At 45.7% G+C, this 18427-nt stretch carries 13 protein-coding genes; 4 read left to right on the forward strand and 9 right to left on the reverse strand.

What is annotated here, in order from left to right:
* Positions 1-134: 134 nt before the first annotated feature.
* Together xerA and WJR50_RS27830 are read right to left on the reverse strand one after the other, a co-directional pair.
* Positions 135-965: a site-specific tyrosine recombinase/integron integrase gene (gene xerA, locus WJR50_RS27825; protein WP_341296594.1), complete on the reverse strand. Its 831-nt coding sequence runs from the start codon at positions 963-965 to the stop codon at positions 135-137.
* 603 nt (positions 966-1568) lie between these two features.
* Entirely contained in the window at positions 1569-2783 is a 1215-nt protein-coding gene (locus WJR50_RS27830; RefSeq protein WP_341296595.1) for an MFS transporter, read from the reverse strand.
* 270 nt (positions 2784-3053) lie between these two features.
* Here WJR50_RS27830 and WJR50_RS27835 point away from each other — a divergent pair, with 270 nt between their 5' ends.
* From WJR50_RS27835 to WJR50_RS27850, 4 genes are read left to right on the forward strand one after another with little or no spacing between them, the layout of a single operon-like run.
* Positions 3054-4079, forward strand: a complete 1026-nt coding sequence (locus tag WJR50_RS27835; protein ID WP_341296596.1) for an alpha/beta hydrolase — start codon at positions 3054-3056, stop codon at positions 4077-4079.
* A gap of 2 nt (positions 4080-4081) precedes the next feature.
* Positions 4082-5362 carry a CitMHS family transporter gene (locus WJR50_RS27840; RefSeq protein WP_341296597.1) on the forward strand — a complete coding sequence of 427 codons (1281 nt, stop codon included), beginning with the start codon at positions 4082-4084 and terminating at the stop codon, positions 5360-5362.
* Positions 5363-5365: 3 nt separating this feature from the next.
* A complete protein-coding gene (locus tag WJR50_RS27845; protein WP_341296598.1) occupies positions 5366-6697 on the forward strand; it encodes an acyclic terpene utilization AtuA family protein in 1332 nt (443 codons plus the stop codon).
* 4 nt (positions 6698-6701) lie between these two features.
* Entirely contained in the window at positions 6702-7001 is a 300-nt protein-coding gene (locus WJR50_RS27850; RefSeq protein ID WP_341296599.1) for an AtuA-related protein, read from the forward strand.
* Positions 7002-7184: 183 nt separating this feature from the next.
* Here the strand turns inward: WJR50_RS27850 and WJR50_RS27855 are convergent, their stop codons facing one another.
* From WJR50_RS27855 to WJR50_RS27885, 7 genes are all read right to left on the reverse strand, one after another.
* Positions 7185-8135 carry an alpha/beta hydrolase gene (locus WJR50_RS27855; protein ID WP_341296600.1) on the reverse strand — a complete coding sequence of 317 codons (951 nt, stop codon included), beginning with the start codon at positions 8133-8135 and terminating at the stop codon, positions 7185-7187.
* Between the two features lie 54 nt (positions 8136-8189).
* Positions 8190-10112, reverse strand: a complete 1923-nt coding sequence (locus tag WJR50_RS27860) for an alpha/beta hydrolase-fold protein (protein ID WP_341296601.1) — start codon at positions 10110-10112, stop codon at positions 8190-8192.
* 126 nt (positions 10113-10238) lie between these two features.
* The gene (locus tag WJR50_RS27865; protein ID WP_341296602.1) at positions 10239-11333 is read right to left on the reverse strand and encodes an endo-1,4-beta-xylanase; all 1095 of its coding nucleotides are present in this window, start codon (positions 11331-11333) and stop codon (positions 10239-10241) included.
* Positions 11334-11473: 140 nt separating this feature from the next.
* The gene (locus WJR50_RS27870; RefSeq protein ID WP_445223496.1) at positions 11474-13039 is read right to left on the reverse strand and encodes a glycoside hydrolase family 43 protein; all 1566 of its coding nucleotides are present in this window, start codon (positions 13037-13039) and stop codon (positions 11474-11476) included.
* 6 nt (positions 13040-13045) lie between these two features.
* Complete coding sequence (locus tag WJR50_RS27875) at positions 13046-14740, reverse strand: glycoside hydrolase family 43 protein (protein ID WP_341296603.1); 1695 nt, start codon at positions 14738-14740, stop codon at positions 13046-13048.
* A 142-nt stretch (positions 14741-14882) separates the two neighbouring features.
* Complete coding sequence (locus WJR50_RS27880) at positions 14883-15836, reverse strand: ThuA domain-containing protein (RefSeq protein WP_341296604.1); 954 nt, start codon at positions 15834-15836, stop codon at positions 14883-14885.
* Between the two features lie 57 nt (positions 15837-15893).
* Complete coding sequence (locus WJR50_RS27885; protein ID WP_341296605.1) at positions 15894-18362, reverse strand: glycoside hydrolase family 95 protein; 2469 nt, start codon at positions 18360-18362, stop codon at positions 15894-15896.
* Positions 18363-18427: the final 65 nt, after the last annotated feature.

The following is an 18427-nucleotide window of genomic DNA, read 5'->3' on the forward strand; positions in this document are numbered from 1 at the left end:
CCTTCCAATAATCGTTTTCTAATTCTTCAATGGATTTCGTTCGCAAGGACATTTTCTAATTTTAGCTTGTGCACAACATTAGAACATCCGCGTTGCACATGTTTCACTTATATCTCCCTTAAGATAGTTGAATTCTAAGTAATAGCATCTAAGGGAGAAGTAATTTTTCTGATATGCGCTTTGCTTACATGCGTGTATATCTCAGTGGTTTTACTACTACAATGGCCTAACAGCACCTGAATATACCTCAGGTCAACTCCTGCATCTAATAGATGGGTGGCATAACTATGCCGCAGAGTATGTAAAGTTGCTTTTTTCTTGATTCCTGCTAATATTCTTGCTTTTTGAAAGATCTGCTGCACACTTCTTCTACCGTATTTTCCTCCCTTTTCTCCTTCAAAAAGGTATTCTTTTGGTTGGTATTCTTTATAATACCTGCGCAGTAGCCCTAAAAGCTTAGGCGATAAGGGAACCAACCGGTCTTTGGCTCCTTTGCCTTGTTTGATGACCACCACCATGCGTTTGGAATCTATATCTCTTATCCTGAGATGGATGAGCTCTGAGAGGCGTAAGCCACAACCATACACAGTTTGAAGGATAGCCTGGTGCTTGAGATTACCTACTGTGGCTAATAATGATTTCACCTCTTCCTGGGACAGCACTAAAGGTAGGGTGTATACTTTCTTGGGTCTGTCCAGATCATAGTAGGTACGGGGTCTGCCCAAAACATGCTCCAAGTAAAACTTGATTGAATTAATCAGTTGGTTTTGATAAGAGCGGGATCTCCGCTTCACTGCCATATGATGCACTATAAAGACTTTGACCTCTTCTTCGGTAACGGTACTAAGATCTCTTCCCGGAAAATAGCGCACAAAGATGCTCAACATCTGACTGTAGCCTCGGATTGTGCTAGGGCTATAGCCTCTCAAAATTAGCTTTTGCCTGACTTGTGCTATGATATCCATAGAGGCAAAGTTACAGGCGAGATTTACTGCTTTCGTCTGTTAAACGTTAACAAACGGTTGTAGTCGTTTAGAAAAAGCTAAATGTTTGTAAACGTTTGTAAGCGTATAGTCTTTTAGGCCACTTTTCTGGTATGCTCTTTCAATGTAATGGTATTTGACAGCACCTATGAACTTTGCTTATCCCCTCCTACTCTTTCAATGACAGGCCTGACTCTTAAATGAAAGAAAAGATAATTGACTATGGCTTTTGACATTTTGGCTCATAGGGTAAAAAAGCCTGATGTGATTGAGTACTTCTTCTTGAAAGTGTAATAATCGCTTATATGTTAAATTGACTTTACATTTTCCTAGAAACTTTCATTGCAAAAGTGATTCTATGTAAAAAATTCCAGCGGTAATGTTTTATGTCAATCATTAGAACACAACGACATTTTCAGACAAGCGTTTGGAGAAAGAATTATCATTCCGAAAATATTCATTACAAAATTAATAACAACTTTAGGCTTATCCGGATACGAATGATAGAGGCTCACATAATAATATACATATTTATAACTGTTTTAATGTCCTAAGAATAGACTTCATGGTCCCCCCACGGACTAGTTAGTTGCTTGAGGTTGTTCCCTGAGAATGGTTATCTTGAGATATCGGACTTCGCATTCCAATACTGATCAAAAATAATAGTAATAGAAAGATTGCTTCTGCGATAAACAGTTTTGGAATAACTTCTAATGTGAATAAATCCATCATCCAGCCTGCAAAGGCCGGAAGTAAAGCTCCCCCCACCATAGCTGATGATATTTGAAACCCAATGACGTTGGCTAGGTGATTTTTACCAATCTGTTTTGGTGTATTGGAAATCAGGCTGGGAAACACAGGCGCGTTTGCCAATCCTATGAGGATGATACCTGCCAGACTCATGACATTACTAAGATGGATAGCCAGCAAAATAGTCCCTGCTATAATTCCTACCAAGGTGCTGATCAGTACTTTTTGCAAGCTAAGCCTGGTAAGTATAAATCCAAAAAGGATACGCCCCAGCGTAAAGCTTCCCCAATAAGCACTCGTCCATAATCCTGCATCGGCCTCAGCTATTTCTCTGGACCTGGTGAGTACGGTAAATATCCATTGCCCCACACTTACTTCAAGACCCGTATAAATGAAAAAGATCAGTATGTTCAACCATACTTTGGGCATGCGCAATGCCTCACCATAGGAAGCAGAAATCTGTTCTTCTTCCTGCTCCTCAGAAACTTTCCAATATTTTAATGTCAGTAAAAAAATAATGGAGAGGCTGATCTGTATTACCCCCACAATCAGGTATCCATTGTACCATGCCATATCGTTTGAAAGTATCCAGCTCATGATGAGAGGCCCGGTAGTGGCTCCCACACCATAGAATCCATGAAGCCAATTGACTACACTGGCGCTGAAGCGTGATGCCGCAAAGGTATTGATAGATGTATCTATAGCTCCCCCACCCGCACCGAGAAAGTATGATGCGATGATGACCATCCACCAGTAGCCCGCAATAGCATATGCCAGTAAACTCAAGCCTGTGAGAAAGCAACTTAATGACAGTAACACCCCTAATGGAATGATGGACATGATTTTACCTCCTGTTGTACTGGTAGAGAGGTAGCCTCCGACAAAACCGATCAGCAAGATACCCAATGCATCCAGAGGAACAGTAAATCTTTCACTCATGAAAGGCCAGGCGATACCTAAGAGCCCATCGGGAAGTCCCAGGCTGACAAAGGCAGCGTAGGTGACCAGGATCAACAAGAATGAACGGGACTGAGCGTTTTTCTTTTGCATGGACAAAAAAATGATAAATCGTTCTTTACATGACCCTTATTCACCAAACAGGGACTTTTAGTAAAGATCTTCTATTCTCTTATCAGAAGAAAGAAATTTTTCAGGTGATCTCCTTGATTTTTAGAGTATAGAGATTACCCGGTCTGTTAAAGATGTATCCAAGAAGATTGATGGCGCATGAGGATGTACTTTAACAAAGAATGTCTTTATTTCTTGCTTCAATTTTAGGTTTGACTTTACTACATTACCTTTTATTACCAACAACCTTCAATGAAAAAGTATATACTATTACTTCTTTTGGGCTATTCAGCACTTTGCCATGCACAAACTGTTAGAGGAACTGTCGTTACAGACTCCATTTATTCCAAATACTTAGAAAATCAATTGGGTGAAAATCCTACCAGGGCAGTATCCGTCTACCTCCCTCCTGGTTATGATGGAAGTAATCGAAGCTACCCTGTCATCTACTTTCTTCATGGTTTCACCGGTGATAACACCATGCTTTCTTCTATGTCTGAAATGCTGGATTATGCCATATCAGCAAAGCGAATACGGCCATTTATCCTGGTAGTGCCTGATCAGAAAACTACCTACGGAGGAAGTTTTTATAGCAATTCCGGCGTTTTTGGCAACTGGGAAGACTTTACGGTCTTTGATCTGGTAGACTATATGGATAAGACCTACCGAACCATCCCTGATAAGGAAAGCCGTGGCATCACAGGTCATAGTATTGGGGGATATGGCGCTCTCAAAATTGCCATGCACCATCCAGACGTGTTTAATACGGTGTATGCCATCAGTCCTGGGGCTTTAACCATCGTGAGAGAATACGGCCCCAATAGCGATACCTTCAAAGAGTTGTCAACAATAAGCACCTTGGAAGAACTCAAAAAGACCTATTTCGGTGCCGTTATGGTCGCCTTTGGCAGATCATGGTCCCCCAACCCAAACAAACCTCCTTTTTACTGTGATTTCCCTTTTGAATATAATGGCGAAGAGTTAACTGTACACCAGGATGTACTACAAAAGTGGTACGACAACATGCCGCTTCATATGATAGATGAAAATCTGGAGAACCTGCAAAAGCTAAAGGCGATAAAAATGGATTGGGGAAGAAATGCAGGTGAGCGCTTCACCCTTCAATGTGATATGTTTAGCCAAAGACTTGAAAATGTGGGTATCAAACATTTTGCCGAGGAATATATTGGAACCCATGTCAGTGGCATTTATACCGAAGAAGGGAGAATTTCACAACAAGTACTGCCTTTCTTTGATGAATACTTAAAGTTCGAGTAAACATGCTGGCTATTCTGGGAGTGACCACGATCGTTGCCTTACTATTCTTAGTAGTGACAAAAAAAGCCTCGGCAGTGGTGGCTTTGATTTTGGTTCCAATAGCTACCGGGCTAATGGCAGGTCTGGGGTTTGAACTCCTTGATTTTATGACCGAAGGCATCAAATCCATTGCTCCCACCGGAGTCATGTTTATCTTTGCCATTTTATTTTTTGGTATCCTGACTGATGCCGGCACGTTCCGCCCCATCATCAACCGATTATTGAATCTAGCAGGAAATGACCCAGCCAGGGTAGCCGTAGCATCTGCCCTGCTAGCTATGATTGTACATCTGGATGGCTCTGGCGCTGTAACCTTTTTGGTTACAGTTCCCGCTTTTTTGCCGATATACGATCAGCTTAAAATGCGTAGATCAACATTAGCCTGTATTGTTGCCTTGGCAGCAGGTACCATGAACATTGTTCCCTGGGGAGGTCCGACTATCCGCGCAGCAACCGCTTTAGATGTACCTGTCACCGCATTATTTAACCCGATCTTGTTTCCTGTAATGATCGGATTAGTGACCGTTTTGTTCATCGCCTATATGATGGGTAAGAAAGAAAGGAATTGCGATGTAGAAATTAAAACCGTAGTTGAAAGTCAGGAAACAAATGCTGAATTAGAAAGGCCCAGACTTTTTTGGGTAAATATTTTGCTGATTATTGCAGCAGTAAGCCTACTCATCTCAGGACTTGCTCCTCCCCACGTCATCTTTATGGTGGCCTTTGTGATAGCCATTAGCCTCAATTACCCCAATCTTAAAGTACAAGCAGAACGAGTCAACGCGCATGCCAAAGCAGCCATGTTGATGGCCAGTATTCTCTTTGCCGCAGGAAGTTTTACCGGAATTCTAAAAGGCTCGGGAATGATTGATGCCATGGCAGAATCAGCCGTAAGGTATATCCCTGATGCAGTAGGAAGTCATTTAGCAGTGATCACTGGCATCCTTTCCATGCCTGCCAGCCTGTTGTTTGACCCTGATTCTTTTTACTTCGGCATATTGCCCTTGGTAGCTACTACCAGCGCTCATTTTGGAGGAGATACCATAGAAGTAGGGCGGGCCGCCATCATGGGCCAGATGACCACAGGCTTTCCCATCAGTCCGCTTACCGGAGCGACCTTTCTTCTGATTGGATTGACCGGTGTGGATCTGGGTGACCATCAGAAAAAAACCATTCCCTATGCCTTTTTGATTACTTTGGTTATTCTAAGCGTTTCTTTACTCATTGGTGCCATAACTTTTTGATGAATGAAAAAAATTAGAATTGGAAGTGGAGCAGGGTATGGAGGTGACCGTCTGGAACCGGCGCTTACCTTAATGGAGCAAGGTAAGCTGGATTATATCGGCTTTGAATGTCTGGCGGAGCGTACCATTGCTCTAGCGCAAAAAGAGAAAAAGAACCATCCTACAAAAGGGTATAACTCTTTACTGGAATATCGCATGGAAAAGGTGCTCCCTTTAGCCTATAAGCACAAGGTAAAAGTCATTACCAACATGGGAGCCGCCAATCCGGAGACTGCTTTAGAAGCCATTTGCAGCATTGCTGAAAGGCTAAAGATTAAGGGAATGAAAGTGGCGGCTGTTTTAGGAGATGATGTGCTGGATTATATAAAGAATCATCAATCCTTAAAAATCATTGAAAACGGAAAGCCACTTTCCACCATAGAAGACAGCATTATTTCTGCCAATGCTTATTTGGGAGCGGAAGGCATCGTAAAAGCATTACAAAACGATGCAGATATTGTCATCACGGGAAGAGTATCAGACTCGGCGTTATTTTTAGCGCCTATGATGCATGAATTTAAATGGGAAATGGATGATTTTGATAAACTAGGAAAAGGAACGCTAATAGGACATCTTCTGGAGTGTGCCGGACAGGTCTGTGGTGGATACTTCGCAGACCTCCGCCGAAAAAAGGTGCCTGATCTATGGGATATTGGCTTTCCTTTCGTAGAAGTTGATGAGACAGGTGAGGGGTTTATCTCTAAAGAAAAAGGGACGGGAGGTATGATCAACACGGCTACCTGTACCGAACAATTGCTGTATGAGATACATGACCCTTCCTCCTATCTGACCCCAGATTGTGTAGCAGTCTTTTCAAATGTTGAATTTGAAGCCATCTCCAAAGATAAAGTCAAATTCAGTAAAGCCAGTGGCAAGCCAACTACCGATTCTTATAAAGCAAGTGTGGGTTATCATAACGGCTATTATGGGGAAGGGCAAATTAGCTACGGTGGAATGGATTGTCTGGAGAGAGCTGAACTAGCCGGTGAAATCGTAAGGAAGAGATTAAAAAGATCTGACTTCCTGGACTTGAGTATTGACTTTATCGGTATGAATTCCATATCACCTTTAGAGGTTGAAACAGTCAATGTCACTGAGGTCAGGCTCAGGGTGTTAGGTAGAGCTGAAACGCTTGAGCAGGCTCAGCAAATTGGTCGGGAAGTGGAAACACTCTACACCAATGGACCAGCCGGTGGAGGTGGCGCAACTCAAAATACGGATGAAGTTATATCTGTCGTTTCTGTGCTGGTACCTAAAACCGAAATCAAAACAAAAGTCATTTACGCCAACACCTAATTCTATGGAACTTTGGGAAATCGCTCACGCAAGATCTGGAGATAAGGGAAATATCAGCAACATCTCTCTGATTGCCTATGACAAAGCTGATTATGCATTATTAAAAGAGAAGGTAACGGCAGAACGGGTAAAACAGTGGCTGAGGAAGCAAGTAAAAGGAGAAGTGAAGCGCTACGAATTACCCCAACTAGGCGCTTTCAACTTTGTCCTTTACGATGCCCTGCACGGTGGAGTCACCAGTACCACCTCTCTTGACAAACATGGAAAATCATTAAGCTCCTTCCTATTGAGAATGCCTATTTGAACTTGATAACTTCTAAAAATGAGCTTGGCTGTTAGGTCACCCATTTATAAATTCCTATAAAAAATAAAATGACCGGTAAAAAGTCATTTTATTTTGTTTACAGAGAGATTAATTCTCAAAGTGAATAATAGCATTGGAGCTAATGAATTTCCTCACGCTACATTTAACAAGAACAATCACTTCTCACTCACTGGAAGTGGCAGTAAGAAATTCATTGACATCCAGCCAGTGTATAAAAGCATCAAACCAGCGATTACTGGTCCGATCAGGATTTCCCAGACCAAAACCATGACCGCCATTTTGATAAAGGTGAAATTCTACTGGTATACCCGCCTGGTACCAGGAATCAATCACACCGAACTGTCCGCGGAAGAGAAAATCATCGGTGGCAATCACATTGAACATGGGTGGAGCGTCTTCCGGCACATCTACCGGACCCATACCGCCATAGATCGGACCAATGAAGGCCAGTTTCATGGTCTTGGAGTTAAGTGTTGAATGCATGGTGAGACCAGCGCCCGCTGAGAAACCAATCATACCTATTCTATCGGTATCTACCCCCCACTCTTCGGCCCTATCCACGATCATAGCGTATGCGGCCTCAGCATCCTCAAGTTGGTTGGATAAGTCCCGCTGTGGCGGACTCGGCGGTGTTTCTCTTTGTGCAGTATCGGCAGACGCAGTAGGTTCCGGGCGTGGGCGGTTCATCCAGGCGGTAAATTCATCAAGCGATTCCGGAGTCGGGTGAAGCCGGTACTTGAGTACAAAAGCAGCAATGCCCTGCTTCCTCAATGCCTCAGCTACTTCCCAGCCCTCATTTCCCATTGATAGCCACCTGAACCCACCACCGGGTGCCACGATCACTGCCGTACCATTCGCTTTTCCAGGTTCAGGAATAAAGGGAGTAAGGGTTGCCGTGGTGATGTTACGCGCCATGGGATCACCCCACTGGCGGAACCAGGTTTCTGAGGCGGGCTGGTCATCCACACCGCCAGTGTTGAGCAGAATAGCATTGGGCTCTTCAGGCGCTTCAAGGGGGTAGATGGTACCGTCCTGCGCAAAGGTCAAAGTTGAAAAAAATAGCAAGGCGGCCAAAAGGGCCAGCTTAATTGAGTTGTTGTGTGTTTTAGGCATGTTTGTGAAGTTTATGTGTTTAAAAATATTAGTGCATATAATTTACTGCAATTTTCAGAAAATCAATTGGGCAAACTTATACAGGTCGTGTCGCCACACCGGCCATGTATGGCCACCGGCATACTCACTGTATTGATAATCAATCCCCATCTCATCAAACCTGCTCATCATGACCTGATTATTTTTGTAGGCAATGTCTTCTTCTCCACCCTGAGAAAGCCAGAACACTTTCAGGTTATCATTGATCTTATCCGTATTGGCTTCCATGTAAGCATACTCAGGGTCGGAGAGTTCGGTGTTCTCAGCCCACCAGCCCGAGCTAAATACACCCAGATAGGCAAACATATCAGTGTTCTGCACCCCGGCATGCAAGGTTTGTAATCCTCCCATAGACAGTCCTGCCAGCGCCCGATTTGCCGCATCCGTTTTTACCCGATACTGGCTTTCCACAAAGGGTATCACCGCCTGCTTAAGTTCGTTCTCAAATGCCTTCAGCGCGTTCTCGTTGAAAGCACGGGGCCCGCCCCGGAAGCCGATATTGCCATCCATCATCACGATGAGCATGGGTTTAGCCTGCTGTTCTGCAATCAGGTTATCCAGGATCAGGTCAGCGCGTCCCTGGGTGGCCCATCCCCTTTGATCCTCTCCCCCACCGTGCAGCAGATACAGTACTGGGTATTTTTCTTCAGATGTATCATAGCCAGGTGGGGTGTAGATATACATTTCTCTCCAAGAATTTAATACCTCTGAGTAGTACTTTTTGATGCGAATGTCTCCATGAGGCACATCTTTCAGGGCGTAAAAACCACCGTCTTTATAGGGAATTTCTATACCGCTGGCCATCCGTCCCATACCGTAAAAGGTCTCACTGCCCGGATCAGCTACGGCTACCCCATCAATTAGCAGCGAATAGTAATGAAATCCCCGGCTGATGGAATCGGTGGTGACCGTCCAGTATCCCGCTGTATCTTTTACCATGTCGTATTTTTTGCCCAGGTCAATCTGTACTTGTTTGGCCTCAGGCGCTTTGATGCGAAAGGTTACCCGATGGTCCGGCAACACCTGTGGATAGCTGGCGTTGCGCACATTGGATGAAGCGGGTGTCCCCAGCAGGGAATATTTGGTAAAAGACGATGTATCTACCAGTTTAAACAGAAACTGCGAAAACATATAGAGTCCATTTTTCCAAACCTTAAAATCATGCCCACCCGGCTCCAGGTAATAGATGTGAGGTACATCATGCCGAAAGAGATACTCATGGGTACGCTGACTGAAGGAAAGTAAACCATCGTCTACACCACAAGAAATCCAAAGCAGTTTAAGTTTTTCTTTTGCCTTTTCGGGATCAGGCACCAGCACTTCGGGTGCTTTGGTATTGGGAGCGGATGAAAAACCACCAACCCAGGCAAACTGATCCAGGTTTCCCATGCCGAAGTTCAGCGACTGACCGCCACCCATGGATAAACCGGCAATGGCTCTGTGCTCCCGGTCAGCTAGAACGGGGTACTTCTTTTCCACAAAGGGGATTAAGTCGTTCAGCAGGTCTTTTTCAAAGGTAGCAAAGGCTTCTACTTTCTCTGGCGCAAACACATTTCCCACAGCCCGGTCATCCTTCATGGCCCGTCCGTTGGGCATGATGACGATCATCGGCTCAATTTTGCCTTCGGCATACAGGTTATCAAGAATGACCTGAGGATCGGCCCCACGCAGCCACTCTTTTTCATCTCCGCCGATACCGTGCAGAAGATAGAGTACCGGGTATTTTTTCTTTTTGCTATATCCCGGAGGGGTATAGACCAGGGCTTGACGATTGGTGCCTACCGTTTTGGATTCGTATTGGATGCTATCTATTTTGCCTTTGGCTATGCCACTTCTTGCCTGGTCAAATCCTTCCGGCGCTTGTTCGGAGATTTCCTGGGCGTAAGTAGCAAGAACGCTTACGATGCATATAGTGAGCGCGAGAAGGAGCTTTTTCATCTTTTGTTGTTTGGTAGTATTTTGATTCTATTCATTAATGTCGTTCATCGTTTGATGATAACCTGGTATGATGTGGAAATCAGCTATGAGTCTTGCCAGTACTTTAGGGCAACACTCCTATTTTTCTTAGAAATCCACCACATCCTGGTACACTTCTTTGGGCTCCAGGTTCTCATCAAACAAAAGCGGATAATCTTTTCTGCCCCGCACCGGAAAATTATCCAGCCAGCTGCCGCGGTCGCTGATGTTCCAGAAAGTCACGCTGGTGATATCATCCTGATGTTTGCGGAAAAGTGCAAAGCATATATCGTAGACTTCTCGCTGTTTTTGTTTTCTTTCTGCCGTGAATTCATCGTTCTCGTCTTCGGGTCTCCTTTCCCTTGCCGAGTGTTCTTTAGGATAAACAGAGATATCCAACTCCGTAATCTGTAGTTCTAGTCCGGTTTCGGCAAAGTCAGAGAGGGTTTGTTCCAGTTGTTCCTCCGAGGGTTCATTGATAGCCCAGTGTCCCTGCAGTCCGATGCCATGAATGGGTACACCTTCCGCTTTCAGCTCATTCACCATTTTAATGATTTTGGACCGTTTCAGGCTATCAATTTCATTGTAGTCATTGTAAAACAGGAGCGCCTGCGGGTCTGCCTCATGGGCATAGCGAAAAGCCTCGGCAATGTAGTCTTCACCACATATCTTGTACCAGGGCGACTGGCGGTAGAACGCATCAGCCTGATCGGATATGACTTCATTGACCACATCCCAGGCATAGATCTTTCCTTTGTAGCGAGTAACTACTTCAGTAATATGGTCTTTTAACCTTCCGAGTAAAACTTCTTTGGAAACGGAATCTCCCTGGGCGTCCACAAACATCCAGTCGGGAGTCTGGTTATGCCAGCAGAGGGTATGTCCGCGCATCTTCATGTTATTACGCTCGGCAAAGGCCACGATGGAGTCAGCATCGGCCCAGAAATACTCATTTTCTCTGGGGTGAATAGGCCCCATTTTCATCGCATTTTCAGCAGTAATACTTATGAACTCCTGTTTGATGAGCTCTGCCTCATCGGTTTTCAAGGCCCGGGGGGATACAGCCACTCCTATGGGAAAATAATCAGAATAATAATCCTTAAGTCCTTTCTCTTCTTCTTCCACTGAAGTTGGAGATTGGGAACCACACCCGCTTAGCATGGCTACTGCTAACACGATCAATATACAATATACATTTCTCATAGATTAGAAATAAAAATGGTTTAATACGCTTTCAATTTACAATTGGATCATTAATTACTTAAAAGCTGCGCCCATAAGCCAACTGATCAGCCTAGGGAACGGGGTGTAAACTTCATGCTGCGCAAATGAATATGTGAACATCATTTTTCGGTTAATTGGTCGCTCATACGGAAATAATCAAAGTCTACGTAGCCTCCCGGGATTTGGGTAGCGTAGTTGAACAGTCCAAAGCGGTATCCCATAAAGTGTGGCAGTGTGTACTCCATCTGAAGCTCGGAACCAATGCTAGTCCATTCCTTACCATCCAGGCTGTAGTAAAAAGTAGCTACATCCCGCCGGTCTTCAAAGTCGCAGACAGCTTTCAGGTAAATAGTCTCCTGGTCCAGCGGTATGCCTTCCTCCTCCACCGCACTTCCCGACTGCGCATTTACCATCACAATGGACTTTGTTCCCTCCGCAAATTTAACTCCTACCAGCCCATACTTTTGCTGCAGCAGCGCGAGTCCGGCAAAATCTCCTTCTTTCATACCAGAAATATCAATAGCGGTTGAACTACTACATTCCGGACCGATGGTTCTCTGTGTGAGGGTATTCCGAGCCATCACAAAGCTGGTATCTACCCTTCCGGTAGTCAATCTCAGGTAACCTTTCCGCTGGCTGAACGACCAGTGCTTGTTATCAGGATTGTGGTTCCACTGCCACACCAGAGGGAGTGGTCGTTCACCCTTTTTACGGTTAAACTCATCGGATGCCACAATGCCCGGTATCAGCCCGCTACTGGGTGGAAGATTGAGTTGATCGGTTACTTTACCATCCACACCTAATACCGGCCAGCCATCATTCCACTCTACCTCAACCAGATAGGGAATCCTGCCCACCGAGCCATAGTCCCGGAAAAGATAGGCAAACCAATCCCCTTCCGGCGTATCAATCAGTCCTCCCTGCGCTACGCCTTTGTCCTGCAAAGCTACGCGACCCTCATATGGACCGGTAATCTTATCTGCCCGGTGAATCAGTACGGTACGCATACCACCACGGGGCCAGACAATGTTGAACAGATAATATTTTCCGTTTACTTTAAATAGCTGAGAACCTTCGGCCGGAAGCATGATATTGTCATCAGCAGGTGCACTGGCATTCTCAATCAATACCCGTTGGCTACCTTCTTTTAGGCCGGAAAGGTCTTCCTTCAGCTCTGCCATCATCAGTTTTCCAGCACCCCAGATCATATAAATCCGGCCATCATCGTCAAAAAAAATCGTATGATCGTGATAAGAAGGTTCAAAATAGGATACTTTCCAGGGGCCCTTTTCAATGTCTTTGGTAGAGAAAATATAAGTCTTACCGGTAGTACTGGCAAAGGTTGAGACATAGAAAGTTCCCTGATGATAGCGGATACAACTGGCCCAGGAACCTCTTCCATAACTGCTCTTACCATTCTCCAGCGCCAGCGCGTCCACCGTGTCCAGCACATCATAGGCGTAATTGACCAGTGTCCAGTTGATGAGGTCTGTGGATTTCATGATGGGCACCCCCGGACTCATATGCATGGTGGTGCTGCTCATGTAATAAGTATCCCCCACCCGCACCATTGACATATCCGGTACGTCGGCATGGATGACCGGATTAGTTGCCTGAGCCAAAGCATGGGTGCCAATGAAACTGAATACTAGCAAAAAAGCAATGTGCTTATACATTCTTGTCATATGTTTTTACCTGCTGCTCAGTACCGGATCATTGCCTTCGTAGCGGAACCATTCAAAGGAAGCCGACGTATCTGAATCCGAACCTGAAGAAGTTGCATACATCGCCAGCATGGTGCCTACGAATCCGCCCGCAACCTCAGTACTCAGAAATTTACCATCTACCTTCTCCTGAAGTACCTGCCAGTTGCCTTCGTCTTCTGCATAGTGGAAGCCATAATCAGCCCCATCAAAAGTGATCTTAAGCTGAAGCTGTTCTCCTGAAACAGGCTGGCTGGCCAGTTCGGTGTAACCATCCTCCGATGACTTAAGCAATTGAACTACTGACTGCCCCCCTTTGGTGGACTTTGCCAGAAAATAGTGATGGTTTTCACTCTGGAAAGCCAACAAACCCGCTTTTTCATTTTCGTTTTCCGGCTGGAAATCCAGGGCGGTTGACACGTTGCCGGTATGGTGCTGTTGCCGATGACCTACAAAGCTAGGGTTGGATAAACCGGAAGCGGTCTCAGGGCGTAACTGCATGCTGAGTGATCCATCCGTAAATTCATACCACTGCTCGCTGGGGGTACGCAGGAGCAGGTAGTTAAGTCCAAGCGAATCATCGTCAAACTCATCCTGAAAAGTGAAATTGCCATTGAAGGGAAAAAGAGTGGTATCTACGGCATTGCCCATCGGAGTAGGGTACGAATATTGTACTTCCTCATAATCCGGATTGATGATCGGCCAGCCGTCTTCCCATTTCACGGGAGTCAGAAAGGTTTCTCTTCCGATGTTGAAGTAATTGTCTTCGTAGGGGCGACAGGCCAGAAATACTGCCCACCAGTCGCCATTATCCAACTGTACCATATCGGCATGCCCGGCAGTGGTGACCGGATTGGGGCGGGAAGGGTCCAGGTGTCGCTGGGTAAGAATGGGGTTGACGGGCCCAGGCTCATAAGGCCCGCGTACATCCTGGCTGCGGAATATGACTTCCGAGTGGTTATAGGCCGTTCCGCCTTCAGCACACATCAGGTAATAGTAACCGTCTATTTTGTAGATATGAGGTGCCTCAATCCATACCGGCTCTTCGCTGATATCCACTCCACCATTAACCAGCATGATTTGTTCGCCAATGGGTTGTAAGCTTTCGCTATCCAGTTCGTACATGCGGATGGTGCGATGTCCACTATACTGCGGATTATTGTCCGGAGCGACGCTATTGTAGACGATATATACCCGTCCATCTTCATCAAAAAAGAGGGAAGGGTCAATACCGTTCAGCTCCCCCAAATAGATAGGGTCTGACCAGGGACCTGCCGGGTCGGTGGCCGTGATCACAAAATTACCGCCTTTATCCACCTGGGTGCAGACGATATAAAAGGTGCCTTCATGGTAGGTGATGGCCGGAGCGAATAGCCCTCGGGAAACGCCCTGTCCTTCGGTGTCCAGCTGCGAAGGACGGTCCATGGCATGGCCAATCTGCTTCCAATTGACCAGATCGCTACTTTCAAAAATAGGAAGCCCGGGAAAGTAAGAGAAGGTTGAATTGGTCATATAAAACTTATCGCCTGCTTTGCAGATGGTAGGGTCAGGATAAAATCCGGCAAGGATGGGGTTTTGGTAGGTAGGATTTTCATCTTCTGTCGCTTCCTGTGCCACCTGCTTTTCCGATTGACAGGCCCCCAAGAGCAAACCTGTACATAGCAGTAAAATTGTGTACTTCATGAGCATCAGCATTTTCTCTGAAATAAGGTTTTTACTTTGAAGCTTTAAAATCATATAGTCATTCATGGGGGCAACTAATTTAGGGGTGTAGAAATATACCATACTTAATATTTGATCAATTAAATTTTTATATACAAGTGCATCATTGCTGCTCTTTCATGGTCTGTACGAAGTCTTTTGCCTCTCTAAGCCTAGGCGAATCTCTCGTCGGAAAATCAGGAGGCATAGGATAACTTACCTTTCCATTGGCAAGCCATTCCGCCGCCCTGATCACAGTGGTTTGGTAGCCCACACAGCGATAGGCAGGCGGATAGGTTTCCCCTGTCCACAAATGGCCCAGACTGGAATTATACACCCTCCCTTTCCCATATGATACTAGCCATTCTACTGGCCACATTTTCTGCGTATCAGTGCTGTCATAGGCATAAGACAAGATGGTGAGATTTTTGGCCGGACCACGGGGAAAGCTATAGACTTCTGTATTAACGGTCTGCCATGCTTCAGGGTAGCCCTCATTGATCGGATGCCTGTTCAGGATTTGAATTAGTGCATTAAACCGTTCTCCATGGCTCGTCCCTTTTCCCTCTCCGGGGGCGTGACGAACGACCTGCTCATCAGCCTTTACTTCCAATGCATGGCCCACAGTATCTGCCCTCCAGCCCAATCCGATCATTTCGTCATAGGCTTGCCAATGAGGAAAAGCATTATTAGCAGAATGAAGCACATACAATCCACCTCCCTTTTCCACGTAGCGTTCCAAAGCTTTTTCCGCCTGTGCAGGCCAGCGTACACGGGTATCTTGGATATTGTTGGTGTTTTGTACGACTACAGCGTAATCGGAAAACTGAGGTAGCCAGGACATTCGCTCATTACTGTCAGCAGGAATTGTACTTACCTCTACTTCAAAGTAACCACTTTCTTCCAGTATCCATTGGGTCACTGCTGTTGTTTGCTTCCAATCGTGGTTGCTGAATCCATCAACGATCAAAACAGGAATCAATTTGTCGTTTTGTGCCTGCAATTCGCCCGAAAAAACTCTCAGTAAAATGAGATGTAAAAATATAGTAAGACAAAAAATGCTGATGATGTACTTCATGATATACATGATATTCAGTTTCAATAGGTTTACAGGCTGTTTTCTACCATCATACGATCACCTGGAAACTACCAGCGTATAGGTATTCCCTTTTTTCGTTGGTATATCGTAAAGAAAAGTTTCTTCCAGCTGGGGCGTAGTGATCGTTGCTTCTGCTGAAACAATAGGCTCTGGTGTCTCTTCCACCTGATAAAAAGGATTATCATTTTCACCGGATGCTGCTGTCAATGCACTTCCATTTTCCAGTCTCATGGTATTGGGTGCTCTCAATCTCAGGTTTCCGCCCAGGGTTGACCTGACCTCTACCTTCTCCAGTTTTCCTTCTTTCCATTCCATACTGACTACTTCAAAGCCTCCTCTGGCCCGCAGGCCGCTCACACTTCCATCCTGCCAGACATCAGGCAGCGCAGGGAGCAGATGTACGCTACCATCGGCACTTTGCATCAGCATTTCGGTGATGCCGGACGTACAGCCAAAGTTACCATCTATCTGAAAAGGGGGATGTGCATCAAACAAGTTGTTATAGGAACCGCCACCTTCACCCCTTCCCCTCTTTACCGGAGAGAGTTGATTCTGTATGAGTTGGTAAGCATGATTTCCATCCAGCATCTTGGCCCACCAGTTGACCTTCCAGCCCATGCTCCATCCCGTGGATACATCGCCCCGGTGAAGTAAAGTGGTTTTAGCCGCGCTGTACAACTGAGGGGTGCGATAAGGGGAAATTTGATTGGAGGGATAAAGCCCGTACAAATGAGAAATATGGCGATGATGATCTTCAGGATCGTCTATATCTTCCAGCCATTCCTGTAACTGCCCATGCTGTCCGATCTGCATAGGAGGCAATTTGTCGCGCATCTGCTGCAAAGTATCCACAAAAGCTGCATCCTTTTCCAGAATTTCTGCCGCCTTTATGGCTGTGGTAAATACATCAAATACAATCTGATTATCCATGGTGGTGCCCGCATCTAGCGAAGAACCGCCGTGTGCCTTGGGTGCGTTTTCAGGAGAGGTGCCGGGGTTTACCACCAGCCAGCCATATTCCGGATGTTCCACCAGATAATCCACATAAAATGTGGCCGCCCCTTTCAGGATAGGATAAAAAGAAGCTAAATATTTTTCGTCACCACTATACAGATAATGCTCCCACAAATGCTGGCTAGTCCATCCTCCACCCCCGCTCCAGATACCCCAGAAGATCGCATCCACCGGACCGGTAATGCGCCAGAGGTCGGTATTGTGATGGGCCATCCAACCTCTGGCCCCATACATCACACGTGCCGTTTCCTGTCCAGTTTCCGACATCTCCTCAACCATGCGCAGAAAAGGTTCGTGCAATTCGGCCAGATTCGTTTTTTCGGCAGGCCAGTAGTTCATCTGTGCATTGATATTAATGGTATACTTACTGTCCCAGGGCGGGTTCAGGTGAGAGTTCCAGATGCCCTGCAGGTTGGCCGGTTGCCCACCGGGCTGGGAAGAGGAAATCAATAAATAACGCCCATACTGGTAGTAGAGCGTAACGAGCTGCGGGTCATTCGCTGTTCGGAAATTCCTTAATCGCTCATCGGTAGGCAGTTTGGCTGCTTCCGTAGTCCCGAGATCCAGCTTTACCCGATCAAAATATTGCTGATAGGCTGTGATGTGCTTTTTCAACATCGCATCATAGGCTTTTGGGTAAGCTTTCTTCAGATAGCTGGCTGCTCTTTCATTTTCATCGCCACTGATGTCCTGATAATTGTTAAAATTAGTAGCAATGGAAATATAAATAGTTGCAGCATCGGTACCTTTCACGACCAGTGAGGTATCATTGGCGGAAAGCGTTCCCCCTTCCGTTTTGATACGGCTGATCCCTTTGAATTCAACCATGCCTTTGACGCCTTCATGGTCAGTCGTGGTTCCCGCAATAGTGAGTTCCTGCTCAGGCGTGGTTTGGATGGTAGCTTTCGGCTGCGGGGTAGAGTAAGATGCTGTAAAAGAAAGACTTCCCTTCTCACTTGCCGTTAAGCGCATCACCACCACCTGGTCGGGGAAGGAGACCCAGGCTTCGCGGGTGTAGGTCACATCGTCTACTGTATAGCTTGTCCTGGCTACTGCTTTCTCAATGTCCAGTTCCCGGTAAAAATCCGCATAGTTTTCATGTCCTTCAAAACCCAGATGCAGGCTGCCCACGGGTTGAAACATCTGCCCGTTTGACTTCTTCGTTTGAATGGTTTTGCTGGCCAGTTCTTCGGCCTCTTTTTGTTTGCCTTCAAAGATCAGTCTTCGTATTTCAGGAAGAGCCGCCAGGGCATCAGGATTATCATTGCGGTTAGGGCTGCCGGACCAGACCGTATGTTCGTTTAACTGAATCGTTTCCTGCGCTACATTGCCAAACACCATGGCTCCCAATCTACCGTTGCCGATGGGCAAGGCATTTTCCCAGATTTGGCCCGAGGGTTGATTGTACCATAATTTTAATGCCGTCTGATCCTGGGCATAGCTAGCAGTAGAAACAATCAGTAAAATCAATCCTAAAAATAGTAATCTCATGAATAGGTATAGGTTGAATATAGTCTTTGTCAAAGTGTAAAATAGTGTAAAATAAGTTGTTACTA

The sequence above is a fragment of the Catalinimonas locisalis genome (assembly GCF_038039535.1).
GTDB lineage: Bacteria > Bacteroidota > Bacteroidia > Cytophagales > Cyclobacteriaceae > Catalinimonas.